Below are 22,440 nucleotides of genomic sequence, written 5' to 3'. Positions count from 1 at the left end.
TCGGCGGGTGGGGCGGGGGGCGTTGCCGACCCCCCCCCCCCCCCCCCCCCGGCCCGGTCCTGCGGGCGGATGACGCTACTTTCGGCACATGCCCCGGAACCCCGGTCGGCCCCTGTCCGGAGCCCGGGTCGCCGCGACGGCCGCGACCGGCCCCGCGGCGACCTTCGCCAGGTATCTGACAGAGTGTCAGCTCGTCAGGAGTTCAGGTAGGTCAGCACCGCCAGCACCCTGCGGTGATCCCCGTCACTGGGGGACAGGCCCAGCTTCAGGAAGATATTGCTGACGTGCTTCTCCACGGCCCCGTCGCTCACCACCAGCTGCCTGGCCACCGCGGAGTTCGTCCGCCCCTCCGCCATCAGGCCGAGCACCTCGCGCTCGCGCGGCGTCAGCCCTGCCAGGACGTCCTGCTTACGGCTCCGCCCCAGCAGCTGCGCCACCACCTCCGGGTCCAGCGCCGTCCCGCCCTGCGCCACTCGGACCACCGCGTCCACGAACTCCCGGACATCGGCGACCCGGTCCTTCAGCAGATACCCCACGCCTCGGCTGGAACCGGCCAGCAGCTCGGTCGCGTACTGCTCCTCGACGTACTGCGAAAGGACCAGTACCCCGATCCCGGGATAGTCCTTGCGCAGCCGCACCGCCGCCCGCACGCCCTCGTCGGTGTGGGTGGGCGGCATCCGCACATCGGCGACCACCACATCGGGCAGCGCATCCTGTCCGGCGAGATTGCGCACCGTCTTGATCAGCGCCTCGGCGTCCCCTACCCCGGCGACGACGTCATGCCCGAGATCGGTCAGCAGCCGGGTGAGCCCCTCCCGGAGCAGTACCGAATCCTCGGCGATGACTACCCGCACCCTGTCCTCCACCATGACGCTTGTATCCCCCGCTGCTCACTGGTCCCGTCCGTGTGACGTCCAGCATCCCAGTATCGGCAGTGCCCTGTCCTCAGCCGCCGGACCGGCTTGAAATCAAGCCGGTGGGTGTGTTCAGCCGCGCCACGGCAGCTCGGCCGTGATCCGCGTCGGGCCGCCCTGCGGGGAATCCACGACGAGTACGCCGTCCACCGCGCCCAGCCGCTCGGTCAGCCCGGCCAGCCCGCTGCCCGAGGACGCATTGGCGCCGCCGCGCCCGTTGTCGGTGACCTGGAGCATCAGCCGGTCCGCCGCCCGCCACACATCGACCGATGCGCGGGTCGCGTGTGCATGCTTGCTCACGTTCTGCAACAGCTCGGAGACCGTGAAGTAGGCGATCCCCTCGATGGCCTGGGCGGGCCTGGACGCCAGGTCCACATCGACCGTCACGGGGACGGTGCAGCGGGAGGCGATGGCGGAGAGTGCGGCGTCGAGTCCTCGGTCGGTGAGGACGGCGGGGTGGATGCCGCGGGCGAGGTCGCGGAGTTCCTGGAGGGCGACCTTGACCTCGCCGTGGGCCTCGTCGACCATGCGGGCCGCGGCCTCGGGGTCGTTCGTCAGTTTCTCCTTCGCCAGGCCCAGATCCATGGCGAGGGCGACGAGCCGGGCCTGTGCCCCGTCGTGCAGGTCGCGTTCGATGCGGCGCAGGTCGGCGGCGGCTGTGTCGACGACCACCCCGCGGTCCGACTCCAGCTCAACGACGCGCGTCGCCAGCCGGGACGGCCCGAGCAGCCCGGCCACCATCACCCGGTCCACGCCCGCCAGACCACGGACGATCCACGGTGTGACGAGGACGAGTACGAGGCCGCACATGCTGGTCGCAGCCAGCTCGAAGGGGGAGTCGAGATAGATGTGGTGGCCGTCGTCGCCGTACAGCTGGATGCCGCCGGTCCCCATGGACGCCGGGAAGATCCACTGCCACAGCGGGTAGGTGAAGGTGGCCCACCCGGACGCCCAGAGTGTCAGCGACACGGTGAAGGCGAAGATCGCCCACGGAAAATGCAGCAGCGAATAGAGCAGATGCCGCCAGGACGCCCCGCTCTTGAGGACCGCGCCCATCCAGGACATCAGGCCGCCGGTCCTGCCGCGCACCGGTGCCGGGTCCGCCACGTCCAGCTTCAGCAGCCCGCGCGCCCGGGCCCGCTCCATCGCGCCGAATCCGCGGCACATGGCCAGTGCGCCGGCCAGGATCGGAACCCCGAGGAAGGTGATCAGCATGCCGATGCCCAGCGTCGTCAGGGCGATCGAGAGTCCGAACAGGACCGCGCTGATCGGCAGGCTCAGCAGCAGATAGCCGAACTCACGCCAGGTCCTGGCCTCGAAGGGCGCGCGCAGCGCGGCCGGGAAGAAGTGCTTCGCCCGGGGATGGTCCCCGAAACCGGCTCCGGACCGCTGGTGGTCCCGAGTGTCCGGTCCGTATGCCGTGGCCATGGGTGCAGTCCGTTTCTTCTCATGGAGCCGGTTTCTCCGGTGGTTTCGGGGTTCCGGCCGGTACATCAAGGGTGCTGAGTTGCGGGCCTGCGCACCATGAGGGCGGTATCCCTCTTCGACCGGGGGTTTTCCCCACCCCACCCTGCGCGGGGGCTCAGGGGGCTCAGGGGGCTCAGGGGGCTCAGAGGCTTGGCCCACGGGCGCTTGGCCTAGGGGCGCCTGGCCGCTCTCGTACGGTTTGGCTCCCGGTCCCGGTCTCGCCAGGGCAGCTCCGCGGTGACTGTCGTAGGGCCGCCGACCGGCGAGTCGAGTACGAACAGCCCGTCGACGGCGCCCAGCCGTTCGGCCAGCCCGGCCATGCCCGTACCGCCGTCCATCCGGGCCCCGCCCCGCCCGTCGTCGGTGACCCGGATCAGCAGCCGGTTCGCCGACCGCCACACCTCGACGGATGCCGACCGTGCCGCGCTGTGCTTGCTCACGTTCTGCAACAGCTCGGAGACCGTGAAGTAGGCGATCCCCTCGATCGCCTCCGCAGGACGCGCCGGCAGATCCACCCCCACTGTCACGGGGACGGTGCAGCGGGAGGCGATGGCGGAGAGTGCGGCGTCGAGTCCTCGGTCGGTGAGGACGGCGGGGTGGATGCCGCGGGCGAGGTCGCGGAGTTCCTGGAGGGCGACCTTGACCTCGCCGTGGGCCTCGTCGACCATGCGGGCGGCAGCTTCGGGGTCGTTCGTCAGTTTCTCCTTCGCCAGGCCCAGATCCATGGCGAGGGCGACGAGCCGGGCCTGTGCGCCGTCGTGCAGGTCGCGTTCGATGCGGCGCAGGTCGGCGGCGGCCGTGTCGACGACCACCCCGCGGTCCGACTCCAGCTCGGCGATCCTGCGCTCCAGTTCGTCGGAGGGTGAGAGCAGTCCGCGAGCCATCGCCCGATCGGCATTGGTGAGCAGCCGCGCGATGTAGGGGAGCACCGGCCACAACACGACGAGGCTCACGGACGTCACGGCGAAGGTGAGTACGCCCCAGGGCAGCCGGACGAAGGAGTACAGCACCGCCCGCCAGCCCACCGGATCCTTGAGGCTCGACCACAGCCAGGGGAAGAAGCCCTGCTCCCGGCGGGACAGAACCATCGGGCTCGGCTCGTCGATCCGCACCCCGAGCAACGCCCGCGCCCGGCCCCGCTCGGCCCTGCCGATCAGCCGAGCCCCCTGCAGCCCGACGGCAAGCAGGGGCAGACCGATCACCGTGACCGCAAGCCCCACGCCGATGCCGATCATGCATACCGTGTAGACAAACCCGGCAACGGTCATGGGGAGGTTGGCCAGGAGATAGGCGATCTCCTTCCACGTCCACCGGCAGAGGGCGAAGCGGGCGGGCGGTGGCCGGTCGTTGTCGGGCGCCAGGGGGCTGATGGTCATGGGGCCCAGCCTGCCGGGCGGGGTCCGCACATGCCATGGGGCTCGTGGGTGGAGTGAAGTAGGGATAACCCCACCCGTTGTCAGACGCGACTGCTTACCCTCTCTTTAACAGGGCCTAGACTCCCGTGCGTACAGATCGTCGAACAGGTTTGAGGGAGCGAGGGACGGACGTGGCGTACCTGCCGGAATCGACCACTCTCGCGTCGGACTACTTCCAGAGCTATTCAGTGGTCGGACTGCTCGCTGTGATCGGCGTGCTCTTCGTCGCCGTCGCCTTCGGGGCCGGCCGACTGCTGCGTCCTGTGGTTCCCACGCCGGAGAAGCTCCTGACGTACGAGTGCGGCGTGGACCCCGTGGGTGAAGGATGGGCACATACACAGGTCCGCTATTACGTGTATGCCTTCCTGTACGTGATCTTCGCCGTCGACTCGATCTTCCTGTTTCCGTGGGCGACCGTATTCGCCGCACCCGGATATGGGGCGACGACTCTGGTGGAAATGTTCATCTTCCTCGGTTTCCTGGCCGTAGGACTGCTCTACGCATGGAAGAAGGGCGTCCTCGAATGGACGTGACGAGCCCGCCGCCCCCCGAGCACCGGCCCGCAACGCAACCGGGGTCGGAGCAGGAGCCCGGGGCGGCGTCCGAACCGCAGCCCGGCGCGGGATCCGAACCGCAGCCCGTTCCGACGTTCCTGCCGGAGCCCAAGCGGCTCGGCGTCCTGTCGCGCCTGGCTCCCGAGCCGATGAAGGTGGTCCTGAACTGGGGTCGCCGCTACAGCCTCTGGGTCTTCAACTTCGGGCTCGCCTGCTGCGCGATCGAATTCATCGCCGCCTCCATGGCCCGGCACGACTTCATCCGGCTCGGCGTGATCCCGTTCGCACCCGGCCCGCGCCAGGCCGACCTCATGATCGTTTCCGGCACGGTGACGGACAAGATGGCTCCGGCCGTGAAGCGGCTGTACGAGCAGATGCCCGAGCCCAAGTACGTCATTTCCTTCGGCGCCTGCTCCAACTGCGGCGGCCCGTACTGGGACTCGTACTCCGTGACGAAGGGCGTCGACCAGATCATTCCGGTCGATGTCTACGTCCCCGGCTGCCCGCCCCGGCCGGAGGCGCTCCTCCAGGGCATTCTCAAGCTGCAGGAGAAGATCGCCCGAGAGTCGCTGGGGGTGCGGTACGCGACGAGCGGCGGCAGCCGTCCTTCCGCCGCAGCACTGCGCAGCGGCCTGGTCGCCGCCCCCTCGGCACCGGGGGAGGAGCAGAAGTGACCAATACCGAAAGCCACGACCGGGAAAGCTACGACCGGCTGCCGGACGCCGCCGCCGAGATCTTCGGCGAGGACGCGACCGCCGCGTACGCGTACGACCTGCTGACAGTCGACGTACCAGCGGCCTCCTGGATCGCCGCGCTCGAAACGGCCCGCGACCGGCTGGGCTGCACTTATTTCGACTGGCTGAGCGCGGTCGACGAACCGGGCACCGGCTTCCGGGTCTGCGCCCATGTCGCCTCCCTGGCCGAGGGCAAGGTGCGTCGGCTCATGATCCGTACGACCGTTCCGCACGATGCGGCAGTCCTTCCCACCGCCGTCGACATCTACGCGGGCGCCGCCTGGCACGAGCGCGAGACACACGAGATGTTCGGCATCGGCTTCGAGGGCCACCCGCATCTGGTGCCGCTGCTGCTGCCCGAGGGCTTCGAGGGCCACCCGCTGCGCAAGGACTTCGTGCTGGCGGCACGCGTTGCGAAGGCCTGGCCGGGCGCGAAGGAGCCGGGCGAGTCGGAGCACGGCGGCCCGAAGCGCCGGACGATGCTGCCGCCCGGCGTTCCGGACCCGAACGAATGGGGCCCCCTGAAGGGCCAGCTCCCACCCGCCCCGTCCCGCCCGGCCCGTACCCCGCGCGCTGCAGGCGACCGCCCGGTACGCCGCGCCCGCAGCGTGACCGAGGGCTCGGCCACCCAGCAGTCGGAGGCGGCAGCCCCGGCCGCCGGGACCGCGCCTGCCGCACGCCCGCGTCGCACCCGCAGCGCATCCCAGGGCTCGGCCAGCCAGCAGCGCGAGACGGCGAAGCCCGGGACGGCCGGGGCGGGGACCGAGGCACCGGAACAGGCGGGACCGAACGCGTCGGGGACGACGCCGACGGGATCGGCCACGGGCCAGGCATCCCAGGGCCGGGACCGGGCAGCCCAGAACCGGGCATCCGGCGACCGGGCGGCCTCGGCCGAGGCCGCCACCGGAAGCAGCGACGCTCCCTGGCACCACGCCCGCCCGGCCTTCGACACGCCCCCGGATTCGGGTACCCCCCAGCTCCTCGGGCGTTCGAGGAGCTGGAGTCCGGCAGGCAGGGGAGAGGCCCCGCGCAGCGGCACCCCCGCCCCCGAGACCACGCCCACCCTCGAAACCACCGCCCCCACGGACACCCCCGACCAGCCCGAGCCCCCGGCCCAGGACGCCACTCCCGAGCCGGCCCCCGACCGCCCCGCCGGAGGCGATACCGCGTGAACGACGCACTGGACGTCGCCCTCCGGCTCGTCATCGTCTTCGCCGCGTTCATGGTTCTCCCCCTTGTAGTGGGGCAGACCGAGCACAAGGTGATGGCCCATATGCAGGGCCGCCTCGGCCCCATGTACGCGGGTGGCTTCCACGGCTGGGCCCAGCTCGTGGCGGACGGCGTGAAGTTCGCGCAGAAGGAAGACATCGTCCCGGCCGAGGCCGACCGCCGTATCTTCCAGCTCGCGCCGGCCGTCGCGCTGCTCCCGTACCTCCTCGTACTCGTCGCCATCCCGATCGGCCCCAGCGAGGGCGCGGTCGGACAGGTCGTCGACGCGGGCATCTTCTTCGTGCTCGCCGTGATGGGCGTCGGAGTGCTCGGCTCGCTCATGGCGGGGTGGGCCTCGGCCAACAAGTTCTCCCTCCTCGGGGGCCTGCGCACCGCCGCCCAGCTGCTCGCGTACGAGCTGCCGATGCTGCTCGCCGCCGCCTCCGTCGCGATGGCGGCGGGCACCGTTTCCCTCCCGGGCATCCTCAACGCCTTCGAGTGGTGGTGGCTGCCCTGGCAGATCGTCGGCGCCCTGGTCTTCTTCGTGGCCGGACTCGCCGAACTGCAGCGCCCGCCGTTCGACATGCCGGTCGCCGACTCGGAGATCATCTTCGGCGCGTACACCGAGTACACCGGCCTCCGCTTCGCACTTTTCCTGCTCGCCGAGTACGCGGGCATCGTCGTGCTGTGCGGACTGACCACCGTCCTCTTCCTCGGCGGCTGGCACGGTCCGTTCGGCGCCGACGGACTCGGCTGGGTCTGGACGCTCCTCAAGACCGCGGTCCTCGCCTTCGTCGTCATCTGGCTGCGCGTGAGCTACCCCCGGCTCCGCGAGGACCAGCTGCAGAAGCTCGCCTGGACCACTCTCATCCCGCTCGCTCTCGCGCAGATCGCGCTCACCGGCATCGTGAAGGTGGCGATCAACTGATGGCTGCGTCGCTCCCGCACCCGCGGCCCCGCATCCCCGGCTCAGGCCTGGCCAAGGGACTGGCGGTCACCCTGCGGACGATGACGAAGAAGACGGTCACCGCGCAGTACCCGGACGTCCAGCCCGAGCTCCCGCCCCGCTCCCGCGGTGTCATCGCACTCTTCGAGGAGAACTGCACGGTCTGCATGCTCTGCGCCCGTGAGTGCCCGGACTGGTGCATCTACATCGACTCCCATAAGGAGACGGTGCCCGCCGCCATACCGGGCGGGCGCGAGCGCAGCCGCAACGTCCTCGACCGCTTCGCGATCGATTTCTCGCTCTGTATGTACTGCGGTATCTGTATCGAGGTGTGTCCCTTCGACGCACTGTTCTGGTCGCCGGAGTTCGAGTACGCGGAGACGGACATCCTCGAACTCACTCATGAGCGCGACAAGCTCCGCGAATGGATGTGGACGGTGCCGGAACCGCCCGCGCTCGACCCGGGCGCCGAGGAGCCGAAGGAGATCGCCGCCGCCCGCAAGACGGCGGAGAAACTTGAAGCCCAGCGCGCCAAGGAGGCGCAGGAAGCCCAGCAGGCCCAAGAGACCCAAGAGGCCCAAGAGGCCCAAGAGGCCCAAGAGGCCCAAGAGGCCCAAGAGGCTCAGCAGGTTCAAGAGCCTCAAGAGACCCAGCAGGTCCAGAAGGAAGAAGAGGGGGAGGAGTGACACTCGCAGCCGCCGCGGCCCACTCTGCGCACTCCGGCTTCCTCTCCCCGACCGGCATTGAGATCGCTTTCGTCCTCGTCGGCATCGCCACCCTCGGCGCAGCCCTCGTCACCGTCACGACAAAGCAGCTGGTGCATGCCGCCCTCTGGCTGGTCGTGGCGCTCGGTGGTCTCGCAGTCGAGTACCTCCTGCTCACCGCGGAGTTCATCGCCTGGGCGCAGGTACTGATCTACGTCGGTTCCGTGGTCGTCCTCCTCCTCTTCGGGCTGATGCTCACCAAGGCTCCCATCGGCCGCTCCCCGGACGCCGACTCCGGCAACCGCTGGGCGGCCCTCGGCGTGGCCGTCGCTGCCGCCGGCGTGCTCGTCTGGGTCATAGTCGACGCCTTCCGCACCACATGGATCGACCTGAACGGACCGGCCCACGGCTCAACCGAGGTGACCGGCGCCTTCCTCTTCCGGCACTGGGTGCTGCCGTTCGAAGCTCTCTCCGTTCTGCTGCTCGCCGCCCTCGTCGGTGCGATCGTCCTGTCCCGCAAGCGCAGTAAGGAGCAGAGCTGATGCACCTCGCCTATCCCGCCGTGCTCGCCGCCCTCCTCTTCTGCACCGGGCTGTACGGAGTGCTTGCCCGCCGCAACGCGATCCTGGTCCTGATGTCCGTAGAGCTGATGCTCAACGCCGTCAACCTCAACCTGGTCGCCTTCGACGTCTGGCTCCGCGACACCGTGCACTCCGGCCAGGCCCTCACCCTCTTCACCATCGCCATCGCGGCGGCGGAGATCGGCATCGGCCTGGCGATCGTCCTCGCCGTCCACCGCAACCGCGGCAGCTCGGACGTCGACCGCCTCCGCGACACCGCCGAGACCGACGCCGCCGAAACTCTCCCCGGTGACGAGACCCATGGCACCGAAGACCAGGCCACTGCTCCGGCAGGGAAGGCAAAGAAGGCAGAGGCCACCGCGTGACGACCACGACCCTCGCCGTCCTCGTCCCCCTCCTTCCGTTCCTGGGCGCCGCGGCCGGTCTCCTTCTCGGCTCAACCGGTTCCCGCCATCGCTCCGAGACGGGGCTTCGCGCGCTTCTCTTTGCCCCCGGATACGTACGCCCCCTCGCCGTACTGCCCACCTTCGCCTCCTTCGTGCTCGCCGTCGTCGTCGCCTCGGACCAGGGCGGCGGACGGGCCATCGACGCGGCGACCCGGCTCACCCCCACCGGCTCAATCCCGATCGACCTCGCCCTGCACCTCGACGGCTTCGCGGTGCTCGTCGCCGTCCTGGTCGGGCTCGTCGCGACCTGCGTGCAGATCTACTCGATCGCCTATCTGCGCGACGACCCCCGCTACCCCTCGTACGCGGCTCTCGTCTCCCTCTTCACCGCCGCCATGCTGCTCGTCGTCTACTCCGGCGACCTGATGGTGCTCCTGGTCGGCTGGGAGATCATGGGCATCTGCTCGTACTTCCTCGTCGGCCACTACTGGGAGACGCCCGAAGCCCGCGCCGCCTCCCTCAAGGCATTCCTGGTCACCAAACTCGGCGACGTCCCCTTTCTGATCGGTGTGTTCGCGCTCGCCGCCGACACCGGAACGTTCCGCATCACCGGCATCCTCGCTGCCGTCACGAACGGCGGTCTGGACCACCCCACCGTCATCGCCCTGCTGCTCCTCGCGGGTGTCGCGGGCAAGTCCGCGCAGTTCCCCCTGCACACCTGGCTGCCCGACGCGATGGCCGGCCCCACCCCCGTCTCCGCACTGATCCACGCCGCGACGATGGTCGCCGCCGGTATCTACTTCGTGGCCCGGCTCTTCCCCGTTTTCGCCCAGTCCGGCGCGGCCCTCATCGTCCTCGCCGTGATGGCGGCGATCACGATGATCGGCTCGGGACTCGCCGCCCTCGCCCAGGACGACATCAAACGCGTCCTCGCCTACTCGACGATCGGCCAACTCGGCTACATGGCCGGCGCCCTGGCCGTCGGCGACCGCGGTGCCGCCGTCTTCCACCTCCTCTCCCACGGTGCGTTCAAGGCCCTCCTCTTCCTTGCGGCGGGCGTCGTCATCCACGCCGCCGGGACCAACTCGCTGGCCGCCATGTCCCGCATGGGCGGCCTGACGAAGCGCATCCCGGACGCCTACTGGACGATGACCGTCGCCCTCCTCGCGCTCGCCGCCATCCCTCCGTTCGCCGGCTTCTTCTCCAAGGAAGCCGTCCTCGTCGCGGCCGAACACACCGCACTCGGGGACCGGCACGTCGCCCCGGCCGCCGCCGGCTGGACCGTCCTCGTCGCCGGACTGATCGCCGCCGTCCTCACCGCCGCGTACGCCACCCGCCTCTGGCTCCTCGCCTTCCGGGGCCGCGGCGCCGAGGCCCCCGACCACGGCAGGCAGCCCGTCGCGATGACCGCCGTTCTCTGGGTCCTCGCCATCCCCACCATCGCCTTCGGACTGACCGTCGGCGCGATCACCGACTGGTTCGACGGTCACAGCCTCACCCCGTCCGTGACCACCGCCGTCCTGTCCACGGGCGTCGGCCTCATCGGCGGCCTCGTCACCTACGCAGCCTGGCGCCACACATCGGCACTCGCCGCCCGCACCCCCGTCGGCATCGTCGTCGCCCACCCCGACGCCGAACCCGCCCTCGTCGAGGCCCAGGCAATGTCGGCGCACACCGCCGCCTACGGCGCCGACGGCGACGTCCCCGACCCGGCCGACCCCGGCCGCCTGCTGCTCGGCCCGCTCCACCGCCACGCCGCCGCCGGCTTCCACCTCGACGCCCTCTACACGACCCTGTTCGTCCGCCCCGTCCAGGCCGCAGCGAGCATCGTCCGCTTCCTGGACCGCGAGGTCGTCGACACTTACGTACGCGGCTCCGGCACCGGCGCACGCTGGCTCGGCACCGCCGTCCGCCGCGCCCAGACCGGCAATGTGCAGACCTACCTCAGCGCGCTGCTCGCCGGTTCCCTGGTCCTGGCGGTCGCCGCCGTCGTTTTTGCCAACGTCAACGCCGGGTCGTGAGCCGTGATCGATATCAGCGAATCCGTGATGCAGTTCCTTCTCGTGTTCATCGTCGTCGGCCCGCTCATCGGCGCCGTGGCCGCCCTTCTGCCGGCTCCGCCCGGACTCAAGGGAACCAGCCCCGACCAGGCCGTGCTCCGCCACGGCGTGACCGTCACCGGTGCGGTCCTCATCGCCGCGATCGTGCTCGCCGTCGGCTTCGACCACGACCACCCGTCGAAGATGCAGGCCACCACCGACATCAGCTGGATCCCGGCGCTCGGCGTCCGCATCCACCTCGGCATCGACGGCATCTCGCTCCCCCTTCTCGTAATGACCGCGCTGCTGACCTTCCTCTGCGCGCTCTACAGCTACTTCAAAATGCCGGCAGGCCCCTCCCCGAAGGCTTTCGTCGCACTCATCCTCGTCCTGGAGTCCGGCACCCTCGCGACCTTCGCCGTCCTCGATCTGCTGCTGTTCTTCCTGGCGTTCGAGATGGTGCTCATCCCGATGTACTTCCTCATCGCCCGCTGGGGCGGTGCACAGAAGCAGGCTGCCGCCTGGAAGTTCATCCTCTACACGCTGCTCGGCTCGGTGATCATGCTGCTGGGCCTGCTCCTCATCGGGCTGAAGAGCGGCACCTTCGACATGGTGGCACTCGCCACTGACAACGGCCGTGGGCTCACCTCGTCCGTGCAGGTCATCGCCGTTCTGGCGATCGGTCTCGGGCTCGCCGTGAAGACCCCGATGTGGCCGCTGCACAGCTGGCTCCCGGACGCCCACACCGCCGCCCCGACCGTCGGTTCGGTCCTCCTCGCCGGCGTCCTGCTGAAGATGGGTACCTACGGATTCATCCGTATCCTGCTCCCCATCGCCCCCGACGGGATGCACACCTTCGCGCCCTACCTCGCCGCCTTCGCGGTCGTCGGCATCATCTACGGATCGCTCGCCTGCCTGGCGCTGGCCCGCCCCGGCTCCAAGGGCGACCTCAAGCGCCTGATCGCGTACTCCTCCGTCGGACACATGGGCTTCGTGCTACTCGGCATCGCGAGCATGACCCCCACCGGAGTCAACGGTGCGCTCTTCGCCAACATCGCCCACGGCCTCATCACCGGCCTGCTGTTCTTCCTGGTCGGCGCAGTCAAGGACCGCTACGGCACCGCCGACCTCGACACCCTTTCCGGCGCCACCGGGGCCGCACTCTACGGTCGGGCACCCCACCTCGGCGGCCTCCTCGCCTTCGCCGCCGTAGCCTCCCTGGGCCTGCCCGGGCTCGCCGGGTTCTGGGGCGAGATGCTCGCGATGTTCGGCGCCTTCGACCCCGCCGACGGTCTCAGCCGCCCCGCCTTCCTCACCTTCATGTCGATCGCCGCGTTCGGCACTCTGCTCACCGCCGCGTACATGCTGATCGTCGTACGCCGCGTCTGTATGGGTGAGAAGCGGGAAGCGCCGCAGCAGCTCGCCGATGTCCAGACATACGAATTCGCCGCCTGGACCCCGCTCGTCGGCCTCACCGTCCTCGCCGGTCTGTGGCCCGCCGTCCTCCTCGGCCTCACCGACCCGGCCGTGCAGAAGCTCCTCGCAGGAGGCAAGTCGTGACCACAGCCGTCGTCACATCGGGCGTCGTCACCACAGCGGCCGAGAGCACCACCAGCCTCGTCCAGTCCGTCGACTGGCTTGCGATCGCGCCCCCGGCCATCGCCGCGGCCGTCGCCCTGATCGTCCTGGCCGTCGACCTCTTCCTGCCCGAGGAACGCAAGCCGGTCCTCGGCTGGATCACCATGGCCGGGCTCGTGGCCGCACTCGCCTTCCTCGTGCCGCTGCGCGACGGCGACCGCTCCACCTTCTGTCTCACCGCGGCAGCCACCGGCACCGGCACCACCGGGGCATGCAGTTACACCGCCGACCACTTCGCCCTCGTCATCCAGGCCCTCGTGCTCGGCGGCGCCCTGCTGACGGCCCTGCTCTCTCTCGGCGACACACGCAAACTCCCCGCGGGCGAGTTCTGGTTCCTCCTGCTGTCCTCCGCGTCGGGTGCCGCACTCCTGCCCGCCGCCCGCGACCTCGCCACCCTCGTCGTCGCGCTCGAAGTCGCCTCGCTGCCCGCCTTCGCCCTCGTCGGCATCAAGCGCGGCGACCGGCGATCCTCCGAATCGGCCCTGAAGTTCTTCCTCTCCTCGGTCGTCGCGACCGCCGTCATGCTGCTCGGCGTCAGCTTCGTGTACGCAACCACCGGCACCCTGCACCTCACGGAGATCGCCGCCCGGCTCGACGACGTACCCGGTCAGCTGGACACCCTCGCCGCGGCGGGCGTCGTCCTCACCCTGGTCGGCTTCGCCTTCAAGACGGCCGCCGCGCCCTTCCACTTCTGGGTTCCCGACACCTACATCGGCGCCCCCCTGCCGATCGCCGCCTACCTCTCGGTCGTCGGCAAGGCGGTCGGCTTCTCCGGCCTCATCCTCGTCACCGTGATCGCGTTCCCGGCGTATGCCGACGTCTGGGGACCGGCCCTCGCCATCCTCGCCGCGCTCACAATGACGACCGGCAACGTCGCTGCCCTGCGCCAGAACGCCACCCGCGTCCGCAGCGCCGTACGCCTGCTCGCCTGGTCATCCGTCGCCCAGGCCGGCTACCTCCTGGTGCCGATCGCCGCCGCCGCGTACTCCAGCGACGAACGCATCGGCTCCACCGTCGCGTACGCCCTCATGTACGCCGTCGTGAACCTCGGCGCATTCGCGGTCGCCGCCCTCGTCGCCCGTACGAACCCCGGAAACCGGATCTCCGACTACCGCGGCCTGTACCCCACCCGCCCCCTCGCCGCGATGGCGATGGCCTTCTTCCTGCTCTGCCTGGCCGGCCTGCCACCCGGCATCGTCGGCCTCTTCGCCAAGGTCACCGTCTTCTCCGCGGCCGTCGACGCGGGACTCGGCTGGCTCGCCGTCGTCATGGCCGTCAACGTCGTGATCGCGCTCTACTACTACCTGCAGTGGACCGCGGCGCTCTTCCGTGCTCCGGAAGAGACCCCGGCGGACGAGGCCGCACCCGTGCCCACCAGGCACCGCGCCCCGCCCTCCCTCACCGCCGCGATCGCCCTCACCGCCGTCACCGGCGTCGTACTCTCCGGTGCTCCACAGGCGGTCCTCAGGTTCGCCGCCGTCAATCTCTTCTGATGTACGCAAGATCGGTTTGCCCGGGACAGCCCGCTCAGGGCAAGGTCATGCCCGCACATCCCCACACACGTACGCATGTCCCAGAGGAGCAACAGCAGTGCTGAACGGGTTCAAGGACTTCCTCCTGCGAGGGAACGTCATCTCCATGGCCATCGGGCTGGCCGTCGGATCCGCGTTCACCGCAGTCGTCACCGGCTTCAGCACCGCCTTCATCACCCCGCTGATCGGCCTCGCAACCGGTTCCGTCGGCGACTTCAGCGCGGCGGAGTTCTCGATCCAGGGCACCATCTTCCCGTACGGGAAGTTCCTCGCCGCCGCCATCGCCTTCCTGATCACCGCCACGGTGCTCTACTTCTGCATCGTCGTCCCCATGACGAAGGTCCAGAACCGCTTCTCCAAGGCGGACGACAAGGTCGACATCAAGGCCGCCGTGCGCGACTGCCCCCGCTGCTACACCGAAATCCCGGCCATCGCCTCCCGCTGCGCCCACTGCACCAGCGAGATCAAGCCGGACCCCGAGGCTCTCGCACTCGCCAAACTCCCCGCCCAGCGCTGAGAGGCTGTCGGGCGCCAACCGGCACACACGCCCTCCACCCGTACGGCCCAGAGCCCGATCCGGCCGCAAGTGCGGGACAGGCCCCGTTCCCGCGGCCGCGTACAAGGGAACTAGCCCTCTTCGCCTGGCGTTGACCAGTACAGGAGGCTCCACTGGGGGAGTGGAGACCACCAAGTAAAGGGTTCCCCTACCGCACCACTTGGAGGGCGTACCGTGCACCGCCAGCACAACGGGCTGAGAACCGCCGTACTCCTCGGGGGCCTGTCCGCAGTCATCATCGTCATTGGAAGCTTCTTCGGACGTACAGGCCTGATCGTCGCGCTTCTCGTAGCCGTCGGCACCAACGCCTACGCGTATTGGAACAGCGACAAGCTGGCGCTCAGGGCCATGCGTGCCCGCCCCGTCAGCGAATTCGAGGCACCACACCTCTACCGGATGGTCCGGGAACTCTCAACAACAGCCCGCCAGCCCATGCCCCGGCTCTACATCTCCCCGACGCAGGCCCCCAACGCCTTCGCCACCGGCCGCAATCCGCGCAACGCGGCGGTCTGCTGCACCGAGGGCATCCTGCAGATCCTGGACGAGCGAGAGCTGCGCGCAGTCCTTGGCCACGAGCTGAGTCATGTCTACAACCGCGACATCCTGATCTCGTCCGTCGCCGGAGCGCTCGCCTCCGTCGTCATGTTCCTGGTCAACTTCGCCTGGCTGGTCCCAGGGGGCCGGTCCAACGACGACGAGGGTCCCGGCTTCCTCGGCATGATGCTGATCATGATCCTCGGCCCGCTGGCCGCCTCCGTCATCCAACTGGCCGTAAGCCGCTCCCGCGAATACGAGGCGGACGCCTCGGGCGCCCAGCTGACCGGCGACCCACTGGCCCTCGCCAGCGCCCTGCGGAAGCTCGACGCCGGTACGAGACAGCTCCCTCTGCCCCCCGAGCCGAGAATCGAGACCGCGAGCCACATGATGATCGCGAATCCCTTCCGCCCCGGCCGGGGCATGTCCAAGATGTTCTCGACACACCCGCCGATGGCGGAGCGCATCTCACGCCTGGAGCAGATGGCAGGTCATCGCCCGTGAGGGCGACCCTTGCGCAGCACCCGGCCAGGCGGGACTTTCGAAACACGCACTAGCGGCCCCCGAACGGTTCGTCGGTCGCGACCACCTCTCGGCCCAGCGGCATGAGCGAGATGGGGATCATTTTCAGGTTCGCCCAGCCGAAGGGGATTCCGATGATCGACACGAACAGCGGAATGCTCGTGATCAGGTGCCCCAGTGCGAGCCACCACCCGGCGAAGACCAGCCAGATCACGTTACCGACGCAGGAGGGCGCACCGGCGTCCGGCCGTTCCACGGTGGTCCGCCCGAACGGCCACAGCACGTAGCCGGCGATCCTCAGGGATGCGATGCCGAATGGAATCGTCACGATCAAAACGAAACAGATGATCGCGGCGACCAGGTACCCGAGGGCCATCCAGAACCCGCAGAACACCACCCACAACACGTTCAGGATCAGCTGTACGAGCTTCATGATCACTAGCCTTCCGCGAATCTCGGCCGCCAGGGCTGTTCTAACGGCCTGATCCACCGTGCACCAGGCCATAAGCCAGTATCGGTCCCGGTGCCGAATAGGGCTCGCCTGATTGTCAGTGCCGTCGTCCACGATGAACCCATGAACGACACCGAGCAGTTGCTGGCAGCCGTGGAGAAGACCGCACGTACCGCCCCGCGCTGGGAGAAGCACCCCCTCCCGGCACCCCTGCCCGCCGAGCACGTCAAGCGTGCCGAAGCCGCCCTCGGCTTTGCCTTGCCACCGCTGCTCACCGCCCTGTACACCCGGATCGCCAACGGCGGCTTCGGGCCGGAGTACGGTCTGATGCCGCTGATCGGCGACCGGGCCCCGGACGGGGAGGAGTCCGTCGTCACGCAGTATCTCGCCCACCGCCGGAGTGCGACCGAGGAGGGCGAGTGGCCGTGGCCGGAGGGCGTGCTGCCGATATGCAGCCTGGGCTGCGGGATGTACTCCTGCGTGGACTGCCGCAGCGAACAAACCACGGTGCTGCTCTTCGAGCCGAACGCCGACGAGCCGGAGCGCGCCTGGTACGTGGATCAGCCCGGCCTCGCCCAGTGGCTGCGCAGCTGGCTGGACGGCACCGCGTGGTACTCCGAGGAGTCCGAGGACGAAGGGGTCGACATGGAACCCTGGCCGGAATTCAGCGCCCGCGTATGACCCAATGGCAGAGAGGGATGCGGCGGTCCGCCGACTGCGCATGCAACCGCCTGACCGGCACGAACGTCTTGGATTCCAAGACCGAGCGACGGGTAGGTGCGCACCATGAACATCATTGGTTGGATCATTCTCGGATTGCTGGCCGGGGTTATCGCCAAGGTCCTGCTCCCGGGCCGCGACCCGGGTGGCCTGGTCGGCACCACCTTCATCGGGATCGTCGGTGCCTTCCTCGGCGGCTGGATATCGTCGCGCTTCCTCGACCGCCCGATCTCCAACGACTTTTACGACACGGCCACTTGGGTCGCGGCCATCGGCGGTTCGCTGGTCCTGCTGATCGTCTACCGGCTGCTCTTCGGGAACTCCCGCGAACGCCGCTGACGCCCGTCAGTGTCTGGGGTGCCCAACCCGGTCTCGCGCAGGGTCAGATTGAGTCGGCCGCGGCCGACCCCCGTCGCAGGGTCGGCCGTTCCGGGGCAGACCTTCGGCACACCGTGGAACGCGAAGCGTGAAGGTCCGCCGAAGACGAACAGGTCGCCGGAGGTCAACTCCACATCCGTGTAGGGCCTTCCGCGGTTCTCCGTGTTCCCGAAGCGGAAGACGCACGTGTCGCCGATGCTGAGCGACACCACCGGAGCACCGGACCGCTCCTCCTTGTCCTGGTGCATGCCCATCCGCGCCGCGCCGTCATAGAAGTTGATGAGGGCGGTGTCAGGCGCGTACGTCCGGGCCGGGTACTCGTCCCCGTACGCCTCCATCAGAGCCTCTCGCCCCAAATCCGCCAGCCAGTCGGGGAATTCGGCGACCCTTGCACCGTTCACATCATCGGCCGTACGTGAATACCGGTACGGCTGCCAGTGCCACCCCAGACAGACCGTCCGTACGGACATCACCCCGCCACCCGGCAGCACCGTGTGCCGCAGGGGCACAGGCCCGCGCGCCCATTCCCGGCAGGCCGCAGCCAACTCCCGTTGGCGCTCCGGTGACAGCCACTCGGGCACATGCACGGCCCCCGGCGCGACGACGGCCCGCGGCCTCGGGAAGAGCCCGGACATGTCAGCGCACCGCCAGGGCGCCTTCCAGCACCAGAAGCTGTTCCTTGCGCTCCACGCCACCCGCGTACCCCCGCAGGGTCCCGTCCGCGCCGATCACCCGATGGCACGGCCGTACGACCAGCAAGGGATTGCGCCCGATCGCCGTCCCCACGGCCCGCACGCCCGCCCCGGGCGTACCGATCCGTTCGGCGATCTGTCCGTACGACACGGTCTCCCCGTACGGGACAGTGTCCAGCGCCGCCCAGACCCGGCGCTGGAAGTCGGTGCCCAGGCCGTCCGCGTACACGATGTCGAAGCGGGTCAGCCGCCCCTCGAAGTACGCCCGCAGCTGTGCGGCGATTCCCATGAAGGCTTCCGGCGCGTGGACCCACCCGTCCTGGACGACTGCGGCGCCCTTCTGGCCGGGCAGCGAGAGCGAGGTGAGCGCGACTCCGTCGTCCGCGCCGGCGGCCTGCTCGCCGACCAGCAGCAGCTCACCCAACGGGCTGTCGACCGTTGCGTACATGGTCATGACTCGTCCCTCTTCCTGCCCGTCATGCCGGAAAGCGACAGGATCGTCGTCCGACATGGACAAGTCTGCGTCCTCCGCTCCGCCGCGACCGGCGGTATTCGGACATCGCACCCCGGGGCGGGGCGGAGTGTCGCATCCCGCTCCGCACCGCGCCCGGAAGGCGCAAGACCTGTCAGAGACCAGAGACCTACCGGTAGTTCACGAACTGCACGGCGAAGTCGAAGTCCTGGCCCTTCAGCAGCGCCTGCACGGCCTGCAGATCGTCCCGGCTCTTCGAGCTGACCCGCAGCTCATCGCCCTGGACCTGCGCCTTGACGCCCTTCGGACCCTCATCGCGAATGATCTTCGCCACCTTCTTGGCGTTCTCCTGGGAGATGCCTTCCTCGATCGTGGCGAAGATCTTGTACTCCTTGCCGGACAGTTGCGGCTCGCCCGCGTCCAGCGACTTCAGCGAGATGCCGCGCTTGATCAGCTTGGACTGGAAGATGTCGAGGATCGCCTTGACCCGCTCCTCGCCGTTCGCCTCCATCAGGATCTTCTCGCCGGACCAGGAGATCGAGGCGCCGGTGCCCTTGAAGTCGTAACGCTGCGAGATTTCCTTGGCGGCCTGGTTGAGGGCGTTGTCGACCTCCTGCCGCTCGACCTTCGAGACGATGTCGAAACTGGAGTCGGCCATGACGTGTGGCTCCTTGTATCGGGGGTGCTGGGAATCGGGATGCATACGGGCGGCTGCGGGCCTGCAGGCCCCGCGCCGCTGATCAAAGCCTAAGGGCTGTCCCGTAATCCCCAGCGGGCGCGCGACGACAGCTACTTCCAAGCTCTCGGCTGCGCTAGAGCAGGGGAGGCCCCATCCTCGCTGCATTGTCGGAACATCCGAATACATCCAGTATGGGATGTCCCTCCGCCCTGCGATGCACCCCATCTGACGCCGCGCGCTGATCCACCACGGATCACGGGACAGCCCCTGGCCACCCATGTCCGATCGGGCCGCTGATCAATCCAGTGGCGTAGCACCCCCGGGCATCGGGTATCGTTTACGTCGTTGCCACGGAGCGCCGCCGAAAAGCGGTTCTCACGGCAGCAATCCCTGGCGGTGTGCCCGAGTGGCCAAAGGGAGCAGACTGTAAATCTGCCGGCTCAGCCTACCCAGGTTCGAACCCTGGCGCCGCCACATGGTAAGGCCCCTGTCTCAGGACAGGGGCCTTCTTTGTTTCTGTTGCGAGGGTCGTGAACATGGAACCTGTGCTGGTCAGCGCCTGTCTGCGCGGTGTCACCTGCCGCTTCGACGGCCGCGGCAAGGCCTCTGCCGCAGTGGCCGAGGTCATCGCAGACCGCCGCCCCGTCGCCTTCTGCCCCGAGGTCGCCGCCGGACTCCCCACCCCGCGTCGCCCCGCCGAGATCGTCGGCGGCGACGGCCATGACGTGCTGGACGGTCGCGCCCGCGTCGTCGACGACACCGGGCGCGACGTGACGGAGGAGTTCGTGGACGGCGCCCGGCGGGCACTGGAGGCCGCGCGCAGGGCCGGGTGCACCGAGGCGCTGCTGATGGCTCGCAGCCCTTCCTGCGGGCGCGGCACGGTCTATGACGGTACGTTCACGGGCGAGCTCCGCGAGGGCGACGGCGTCACTGCCGCCCTGCTGGAACGCCACGGCATCACGGTCCGCCAGGCGCCGGGCGGCTGAACCGAGGGCGGCTGAACCGAGGGCGGCGGGCCGTCGGCCGAGACCGGGCGTGCAGTCGTCAGAAGGCCGGATCAACGGCTCGGAACAACGGTGCCCGGATCAACGGCCCGGACAACGGCTCAGTTTCCCGCCACGTCCTTCACGGCGACCGCCACCGGCATGTTCCCCGAGATGATTTCCAGGGTCAGCCCCGCCGTCGCCGGGGTCTCCAGCAGCTCCAGCAGCGCCGCCGCCACATCGTCGCGTGGCACCGGTCCGCGGCCGACCGACGCGGTCAGGAGGACCCTCCCGGTGCCCGCGTCGTTCGTCAGCATTCCGGGGCGCAGGATCGTCCAGTCGAGTGCGGTCCTGGAGCGCACGTACGCGTCTGCGGCGCCCTTCGCCCGCAGGTAGGCGTCGAAGACCTTGTCGCCCGGGTGGTCGGGGTCGGCGCCCATCGACGAGACCACTACGTAACGTCGTACGCCCGCCCGTTCCGCCGCGTCCGCGAACAGCACCGCCGCGCCGCGGTCCACCGTCTCCTTGCGTTCCGAGCCGCTGTTCGGGCCCGCACCTGCCGCGAAGACCGCCGCGTCGGCGCCGCGCAGCACCTCTGCGACCTGCTCCACGGTGGCCGATTCGAGATCCAGGACGACCGGCTCGGCGCCTGCCGCCCGGAGGTCCTCGCTCTGTTCCGGATTACGGATGACACCTACGGCTTCATATCCGCTCGCGGTGAGCAGCCGCTCCAGCCGCAGCGCGATCTGGCCATGTCCACCTGCGATGACAATGCGCATGGTCACGACCGTACGCCGCAGTGGGCCGCCGCGCTCAGGGCCCGCCGCAGGGGCCGGAATCCGGTCGGCTCTGGCGGGGCAGGCCGAGGGCGACGACGGTCTCCGAGTCGCAGTACTCGCGCACCGCACTCGTCCGCGTCACGACCCGGCCGCGATGCACCACGACCCGGCTGTAGGCGAGCGACAGCACGCCGGAGAGTTGCTTACCGCGTACGGCGAGCAACTCGGCCGGGAAGCCGGCTTCGACCCTGACCTCGGGCAGCCCCATTGCCTTCCTCGCGACCGAGGAGACCGCCTCGTATGCCTCGTCGGCCCGCATCCCACTCTGTGAGGCCAGGAGGTAGGCGGCCTCCAGCGGATCCCCGCGTCCCACCGGGTTCGCGATGTCCCGCAGCGCTCCGCTGCCCGCCGCGACCCGTACTCCGGCCGCACGCAGCAGCCGGACGGGGGCGGTGCCCCGGCCTTCCGCCCCGCAGCAGCCGCCCTGGGGGAGGCAGATCACCGTCACCCCGGCCGCGGCGAGCTGGTCGGCCGCACGCCCTGCGGCCTGAGCGGGAAGCCGGGAGAGGCCGGCACATGGACCGATGGAGACACCGGGCCGCAGCCCGCCTGCCATGGCGGCCAATCGGCCGAGCCGGGCCGGATCGGCACCGTCCGTGTGCAGATCGACGGGGCAGCCCTGTTCGGCGGCGATCTCCAGGACGGCTTCTGCGTACCCCGCCGGATCCGGATCGAGGTCGGGGCAGCCGCCGACCGCGCCGGCACCCAGCTTCACGGCGTCGCGCAGCATGGCCAGGTTGTCTGCGCCCGCGACGCCGGTGAGCAGGCGGGGTACGGCGACGGAGGTCAGTTCGGCGAGTCCGCGCAGTGTGCGGCTTGCCTGCAGTACGGCTTCGAGGGAGGTGAGGCCCTGGACGTCCCCGATCCGTACGTGCGCGCGCAGTGCGGTGGCGCCGTGGCCGAGCTGCAGCAGGGCGGCCTCGGTGGCGCGGCGCTGGATGTCCTCCGGGCGGTTCGACACCGGTCCCGGACTGTCGGGACCTGCACCGTGGGCGGTGAGCGCGCTGTCGCTGTGGGCGTGGGGTTCGGCGGGGGCGGGGAGCAGCAGATAGCCGCGCAGGTCCACCCGTGGACCTGGTGCGGTCAGGCTGCCCGCGGTGCCGACAGCCTCGATGCGGCTGCCACCGAGCCGTACGTCCACGATGCGGCCGTCGGTGAGACGGGCGCCGCAGAGCACCAGGGTGCCGGTCTCGGCAGTGGCGGCGGTGTCGGGGCTGCTGGTTGCATCGGCCGCTTCGGCGGCGTCGTCGTCCGGCTGCCACGGCTGGCTGTCGGGCATCGCGCTCCTGGGAAGGGGTACAAGATCACGCAGGGTGAGTCGAGCCTAGGGGCGTGTTCGGTCCGGTTCGAGGAGGAGCGGAATAGTCGTACCGGTGTGGCCCTGAGGGGTGCCCGGGGCACGCGTGTACGGATGGGGCCGCGGTGGCCGAGGCGCTGTTCAAGCGGCTGGTGAGCGGGCCGGAAGACCGCCCGTCAAGGGATCGGCGGGGCCTCG

General features: G+C 69.6%; 24 protein-coding genes and 1 tRNA gene. 16 read left to right on the top strand and 9 right to left on the bottom strand.

Annotation, left to right across the window (positions count from 1 at the left end; all coding sequences use genetic code 11):
* Nucleotides 1–194 precede the first annotated feature (194 nt).
* The 3 genes from ABT115_RS09980 to ABT115_RS09970 form a co-directional block, all read right to left on the bottom strand.
* Entirely contained in the window at nt 195–854 is a 660-nt protein-coding gene (locus tag ABT115_RS09980; protein ID WP_502969057.1) for a response regulator, read from the bottom strand.
* A 132-nt stretch (nt 855–986) separates the two neighbouring features.
* On the bottom strand, nt 987–2,342 hold the full coding sequence (locus ABT115_RS09975) for a sensor histidine kinase (protein WP_351786202.1): 1,356 nt from the start codon (nt 2,340–2,342) through the stop codon (nt 987–989).
* A 209-nt stretch (nt 2,343–2,551) separates the two neighbouring features.
* Nucleotides 2,552–3,757, bottom strand: a complete 1,206-nt coding sequence (locus tag ABT115_RS09970) for a sensor histidine kinase (RefSeq protein ID WP_351786200.1) — start codon at nt 3,755–3,757, stop codon at nt 2,552–2,554.
* A gap of 170 nt (nt 3,758–3,927) precedes the next feature.
* Here ABT115_RS09970 and ABT115_RS09965 point away from each other — a divergent pair, with 170 nt between their 5' ends.
* From ABT115_RS09965 to htpX, 12 genes are all read left to right on the top strand, one after another.
* Nucleotides 3,928–4,329, top strand: a complete 402-nt coding sequence (locus ABT115_RS09965) for an NADH-quinone oxidoreductase subunit A (RefSeq protein WP_351786197.1) — start codon at nt 3,928–3,930, stop codon at nt 4,327–4,329.
* Nucleotides 4,320–5,024, top strand: coding sequence for an NADH-quinone oxidoreductase subunit B (locus ABT115_RS09960; protein ID WP_351786195.1), 705 nt, complete (start codon nt 4,320–4,322; stop codon nt 5,022–5,024). Before ABT115_RS09965 ends, ABT115_RS09960 begins: the two co-directional genes overlap by 10 nt.
* On the top strand, nt 5,021–6,256 hold the full coding sequence (locus tag ABT115_RS09955) for an NADH-quinone oxidoreductase subunit C (protein WP_351786192.1): 1,236 nt from the start codon (nt 5,021–5,023) through the stop codon (nt 6,254–6,256). The genes ABT115_RS09960 and ABT115_RS09955 overlap by 4 nt, the downstream gene beginning before the upstream one ends.
* Nucleotides 6,253–7,221: a complex I subunit 1/NuoH family protein gene (locus ABT115_RS09950; protein ID WP_351786190.1), complete on the top strand. Its 969-nt coding sequence runs from the start codon at nt 6,253–6,255 to the stop codon at nt 7,219–7,221. Before ABT115_RS09955 ends, ABT115_RS09950 begins: the two co-directional genes overlap by 4 nt.
* A complete protein-coding gene (locus ABT115_RS09945) occupies nt 7,221–7,925 on the top strand; it encodes a NuoI/complex I 23 kDa subunit family protein (RefSeq protein ID WP_351786187.1) in 705 nt (234 codons plus the stop codon). The genes ABT115_RS09950 and ABT115_RS09945 overlap by 1 nt, the downstream gene beginning before the upstream one ends.
* Complete coding sequence (locus ABT115_RS09940) at nt 7,922–8,485, top strand: NADH-quinone oxidoreductase subunit J family protein (protein ID WP_351786184.1); 564 nt, start codon at nt 7,922–7,924, stop codon at nt 8,483–8,485. Before ABT115_RS09945 ends, ABT115_RS09940 begins: the two co-directional genes overlap by 4 nt.
* The gene (nuoK, locus tag ABT115_RS09935; RefSeq protein ID WP_351786180.1) at nt 8,485–8,889 is read left to right on the top strand and encodes an NADH-quinone oxidoreductase subunit NuoK; all 405 of its coding nucleotides are present in this window, start codon (nt 8,485–8,487) and stop codon (nt 8,887–8,889) included. The genes ABT115_RS09940 and nuoK overlap by 1 nt, the downstream gene beginning before the upstream one ends.
* Nucleotides 8,886–10,931, top strand: coding sequence for an NADH-quinone oxidoreductase subunit 5 family protein (locus ABT115_RS09930; RefSeq protein ID WP_351786177.1), 2,046 nt, complete (start codon nt 8,886–8,888; stop codon nt 10,929–10,931). The genes nuoK and ABT115_RS09930 overlap by 4 nt, the downstream gene beginning before the upstream one ends.
* Before the next feature lie 27 nt (nt 10,932–10,958).
* The gene (locus tag ABT115_RS09925) at nt 10,959–12,509 is read left to right on the top strand and encodes a complex I subunit 4 family protein (protein WP_351786225.1); all 1,551 of its coding nucleotides are present in this window, start codon (nt 10,959–10,961) and stop codon (nt 12,507–12,509) included.
* Nucleotides 12,506–14,080 carry an NADH-quinone oxidoreductase subunit N gene (locus tag ABT115_RS09920; protein ID WP_351786174.1) on the top strand — a complete coding sequence of 525 codons (1,575 nt, stop codon included), beginning with the start codon at nt 12,506–12,508 and terminating at the stop codon, nt 14,078–14,080. Before ABT115_RS09925 ends, ABT115_RS09920 begins: the two co-directional genes overlap by 4 nt.
* Nucleotides 14,081–14,177: 97 nt before the next feature.
* Nucleotides 14,178–14,636, top strand: coding sequence for a large conductance mechanosensitive channel protein MscL (locus tag ABT115_RS09915; RefSeq protein ID WP_351786172.1), 459 nt, complete (start codon nt 14,178–14,180; stop codon nt 14,634–14,636).
* 213 nt (nt 14,637–14,849) lie between these two features.
* Complete coding sequence (gene htpX / locus ABT115_RS09910; protein ID WP_351786169.1) at nt 14,850–15,713, top strand: zinc metalloprotease HtpX; 864 nt, start codon at nt 14,850–14,852, stop codon at nt 15,711–15,713.
* Nucleotides 15,714–15,762: 49 nt separating this feature from the next.
* On the opposite strand, the gene ABT115_RS09905 is transcribed toward htpX, so the two are convergent.
* The gene (locus ABT115_RS09905) at nt 15,763–16,164 is read right to left on the bottom strand and encodes a YccF domain-containing protein (protein ID WP_351786223.1); all 402 of its coding nucleotides are present in this window, start codon (nt 16,162–16,164) and stop codon (nt 15,763–15,765) included.
* Between the two features lie 141 nt (nt 16,165–16,305).
* Here ABT115_RS09905 and ABT115_RS09900 point away from each other — a divergent pair, with 141 nt between their 5' ends.
* Together ABT115_RS09900 and ABT115_RS09895 are read left to right on the top strand one after the other, a co-directional pair.
* Entirely contained in the window at nt 16,306–16,863 is a 558-nt protein-coding gene (locus tag ABT115_RS09900; protein WP_351786167.1) for an SMI1/KNR4 family protein, read from the top strand.
* A gap of 105 nt (nt 16,864–16,968) precedes the next feature.
* Nucleotides 16,969–17,241 (top strand): GlsB/YeaQ/YmgE family stress response membrane protein, encoded by a 273-nt coding sequence (locus ABT115_RS09895; protein ID WP_351786164.1) that lies wholly within the window; start codon nt 16,969–16,971, stop codon nt 17,239–17,241.
* Here ABT115_RS09895 and ABT115_RS09890 read toward each other — a convergent pair.
* The 3 genes from ABT115_RS09890 to ABT115_RS09880 all read right to left on the bottom strand — a co-directional run bounded on the left by ABT115_RS09890 (nt 17,202) and on the right by ABT115_RS09880 (nt 19,102).
* Complete coding sequence (locus tag ABT115_RS09890) at nt 17,202–17,915, bottom strand: alpha-ketoglutarate-dependent dioxygenase AlkB family protein (RefSeq protein WP_351786161.1); 714 nt, start codon at nt 17,913–17,915, stop codon at nt 17,202–17,204. The genes ABT115_RS09895 and ABT115_RS09890 overlap by 40 nt on opposite strands.
* A 1-nt stretch (nt 17,916) precedes the next feature.
* Nucleotides 17,917–18,426 carry a methylated-DNA--[protein]-cysteine S-methyltransferase gene (locus ABT115_RS09885; protein ID WP_351786159.1) on the bottom strand — a complete coding sequence of 170 codons (510 nt, stop codon included), beginning with the start codon at nt 18,424–18,426 and terminating at the stop codon, nt 17,917–17,919.
* 187 nt (nt 18,427–18,613) lie between these two features.
* Nucleotides 18,614–19,102, bottom strand: a complete 489-nt coding sequence (locus ABT115_RS09880) for a YajQ family cyclic di-GMP-binding protein (RefSeq protein WP_030926258.1) — start codon at nt 19,100–19,102, stop codon at nt 18,614–18,616.
* Between the two features lie 413 nt (nt 19,103–19,515).
* On the opposite strand from ABT115_RS09880, the gene ABT115_RS09875 reads away from it, so the two are divergent.
* Together ABT115_RS09875 and ABT115_RS09870 are read left to right on the top strand one after the other, a co-directional pair.
* A tRNA-Tyr gene (locus ABT115_RS09875) sits at nt 19,516–19,597 on the top strand.
* Nucleotides 19,598–19,659: 62 nt separating this feature from the next.
* A complete protein-coding gene (locus tag ABT115_RS09870) occupies nt 19,660–20,109 on the top strand; it encodes a 2-thiouracil desulfurase family protein (RefSeq protein ID WP_351786156.1) in 450 nt (149 codons plus the stop codon).
* A gap of 119 nt (nt 20,110–20,228) precedes the next feature.
* Here the strand turns inward: ABT115_RS09870 and ABT115_RS09865 are convergent, their stop codons facing one another.
* Complete coding sequence (locus ABT115_RS09865) at nt 20,229–20,885, bottom strand: SDR family oxidoreductase (protein WP_351786153.1); 657 nt, start codon at nt 20,883–20,885, stop codon at nt 20,229–20,231.
* A gap of 34 nt (nt 20,886–20,919) precedes the next feature.
* The gene (locus ABT115_RS09860) at nt 20,920–22,224 is read right to left on the bottom strand and encodes an amidohydrolase family protein (protein ID WP_351786150.1); all 1,305 of its coding nucleotides are present in this window, start codon (nt 22,222–22,224) and stop codon (nt 20,920–20,922) included.
* Between the last annotated feature and the right edge of the window lie 216 nt (nt 22,225–22,440).

Source organism: Streptomyces sp. NPDC001832, from assembly GCF_040297265.1.
In the GTDB taxonomy this organism is placed as follows: Bacteria; Actinomycetota; Actinomycetes; order Streptomycetales; family Streptomycetaceae; genus Streptomyces.
The sequence above is the reverse complement of the archived record's forward strand: the minus strand, read 5'-3'. Positions and strand labels throughout refer to the sequence as shown.

Bases quoted from the DNA above. Each gene is read 5' to 3' on its own strand.
- ABT115_RS09975 (WP_351786202.1), bottom strand. From the start codon at position 2,342: ATGGCCACGGCATACGGACCGGACACTCGGGACCACCAGCGGTCCGGA.
- ABT115_RS09970 (WP_351786200.1), bottom strand. From the start codon at position 3,757: ATGACCATCAGCCCCCTGGCGCCCGACAACGACCGGCCACCGCCCGCC.
- ABT115_RS09960 (WP_351786195.1), top strand. From the start codon at position 4,320: ATGGACGTGACGAGCCCGCCGCCCCCCGAGCACCGGCCCGCAACGCAA.
- ABT115_RS09945 (WP_351786187.1), top strand. From the start codon at position 7,221: ATGGCTGCGTCGCTCCCGCACCCGCGGCCCCGCATCCCCGGCTCAGGC.
- nuoK (WP_351786180.1), top strand. From the start codon at position 8,485: ATGCACCTCGCCTATCCCGCCGTGCTCGCCGCCCTCCTCTTCTGCACC.
- ABT115_RS09925 (WP_351786225.1), top strand. From the start codon at position 10,959: ATGCAGTTCCTTCTCGTGTTCATCGTCGTCGGCCCGCTCATCGGCGCC.
- ABT115_RS09905 (WP_351786223.1), bottom strand. From the start codon at position 16,164: ATGAAGCTCGTACAGCTGATCCTGAACGTGTTGTGGGTGGTGTTCTGC.
- ABT115_RS09900 (WP_351786167.1), top strand. From the start codon at position 16,306: ATGAACGACACCGAGCAGTTGCTGGCAGCCGTGGAGAAGACCGCACGT.
- ABT115_RS09895 (WP_351786164.1), top strand. From the start codon at position 16,969: ATGAACATCATTGGTTGGATCATTCTCGGATTGCTGGCCGGGGTTATC.
- ABT115_RS09890 (WP_351786161.1), bottom strand. From the start codon at position 17,915: ATGTCCGGGCTCTTCCCGAGGCCGCGGGCCGTCGTCGCGCCGGGGGCC.
- ABT115_RS09885 (WP_351786159.1), bottom strand. From the start codon at position 18,426: ATGACCATGTACGCAACGGTCGACAGCCCGTTGGGTGAGCTGCTGCTG.
- ABT115_RS09880 (WP_030926258.1), bottom strand. From the start codon at position 19,102: ATGGCCGACTCCAGTTTCGACATCGTCTCGAAGGTCGAGCGGCAGGAG.
- ABT115_RS09870 (WP_351786156.1), top strand. From the start codon at position 19,660: ATGGAACCTGTGCTGGTCAGCGCCTGTCTGCGCGGTGTCACCTGCCGC.
- ABT115_RS09865 (WP_351786153.1), bottom strand. From the start codon at position 20,885: ATGCGCATTGTCATCGCAGGTGGACATGGCCAGATCGCGCTGCGGCTG.
- ABT115_RS09860 (WP_351786150.1), bottom strand. From the start codon at position 22,224: ATGCCCGACAGCCAGCCGTGGCAGCCGGACGACGACGCCGCCGAAGCG.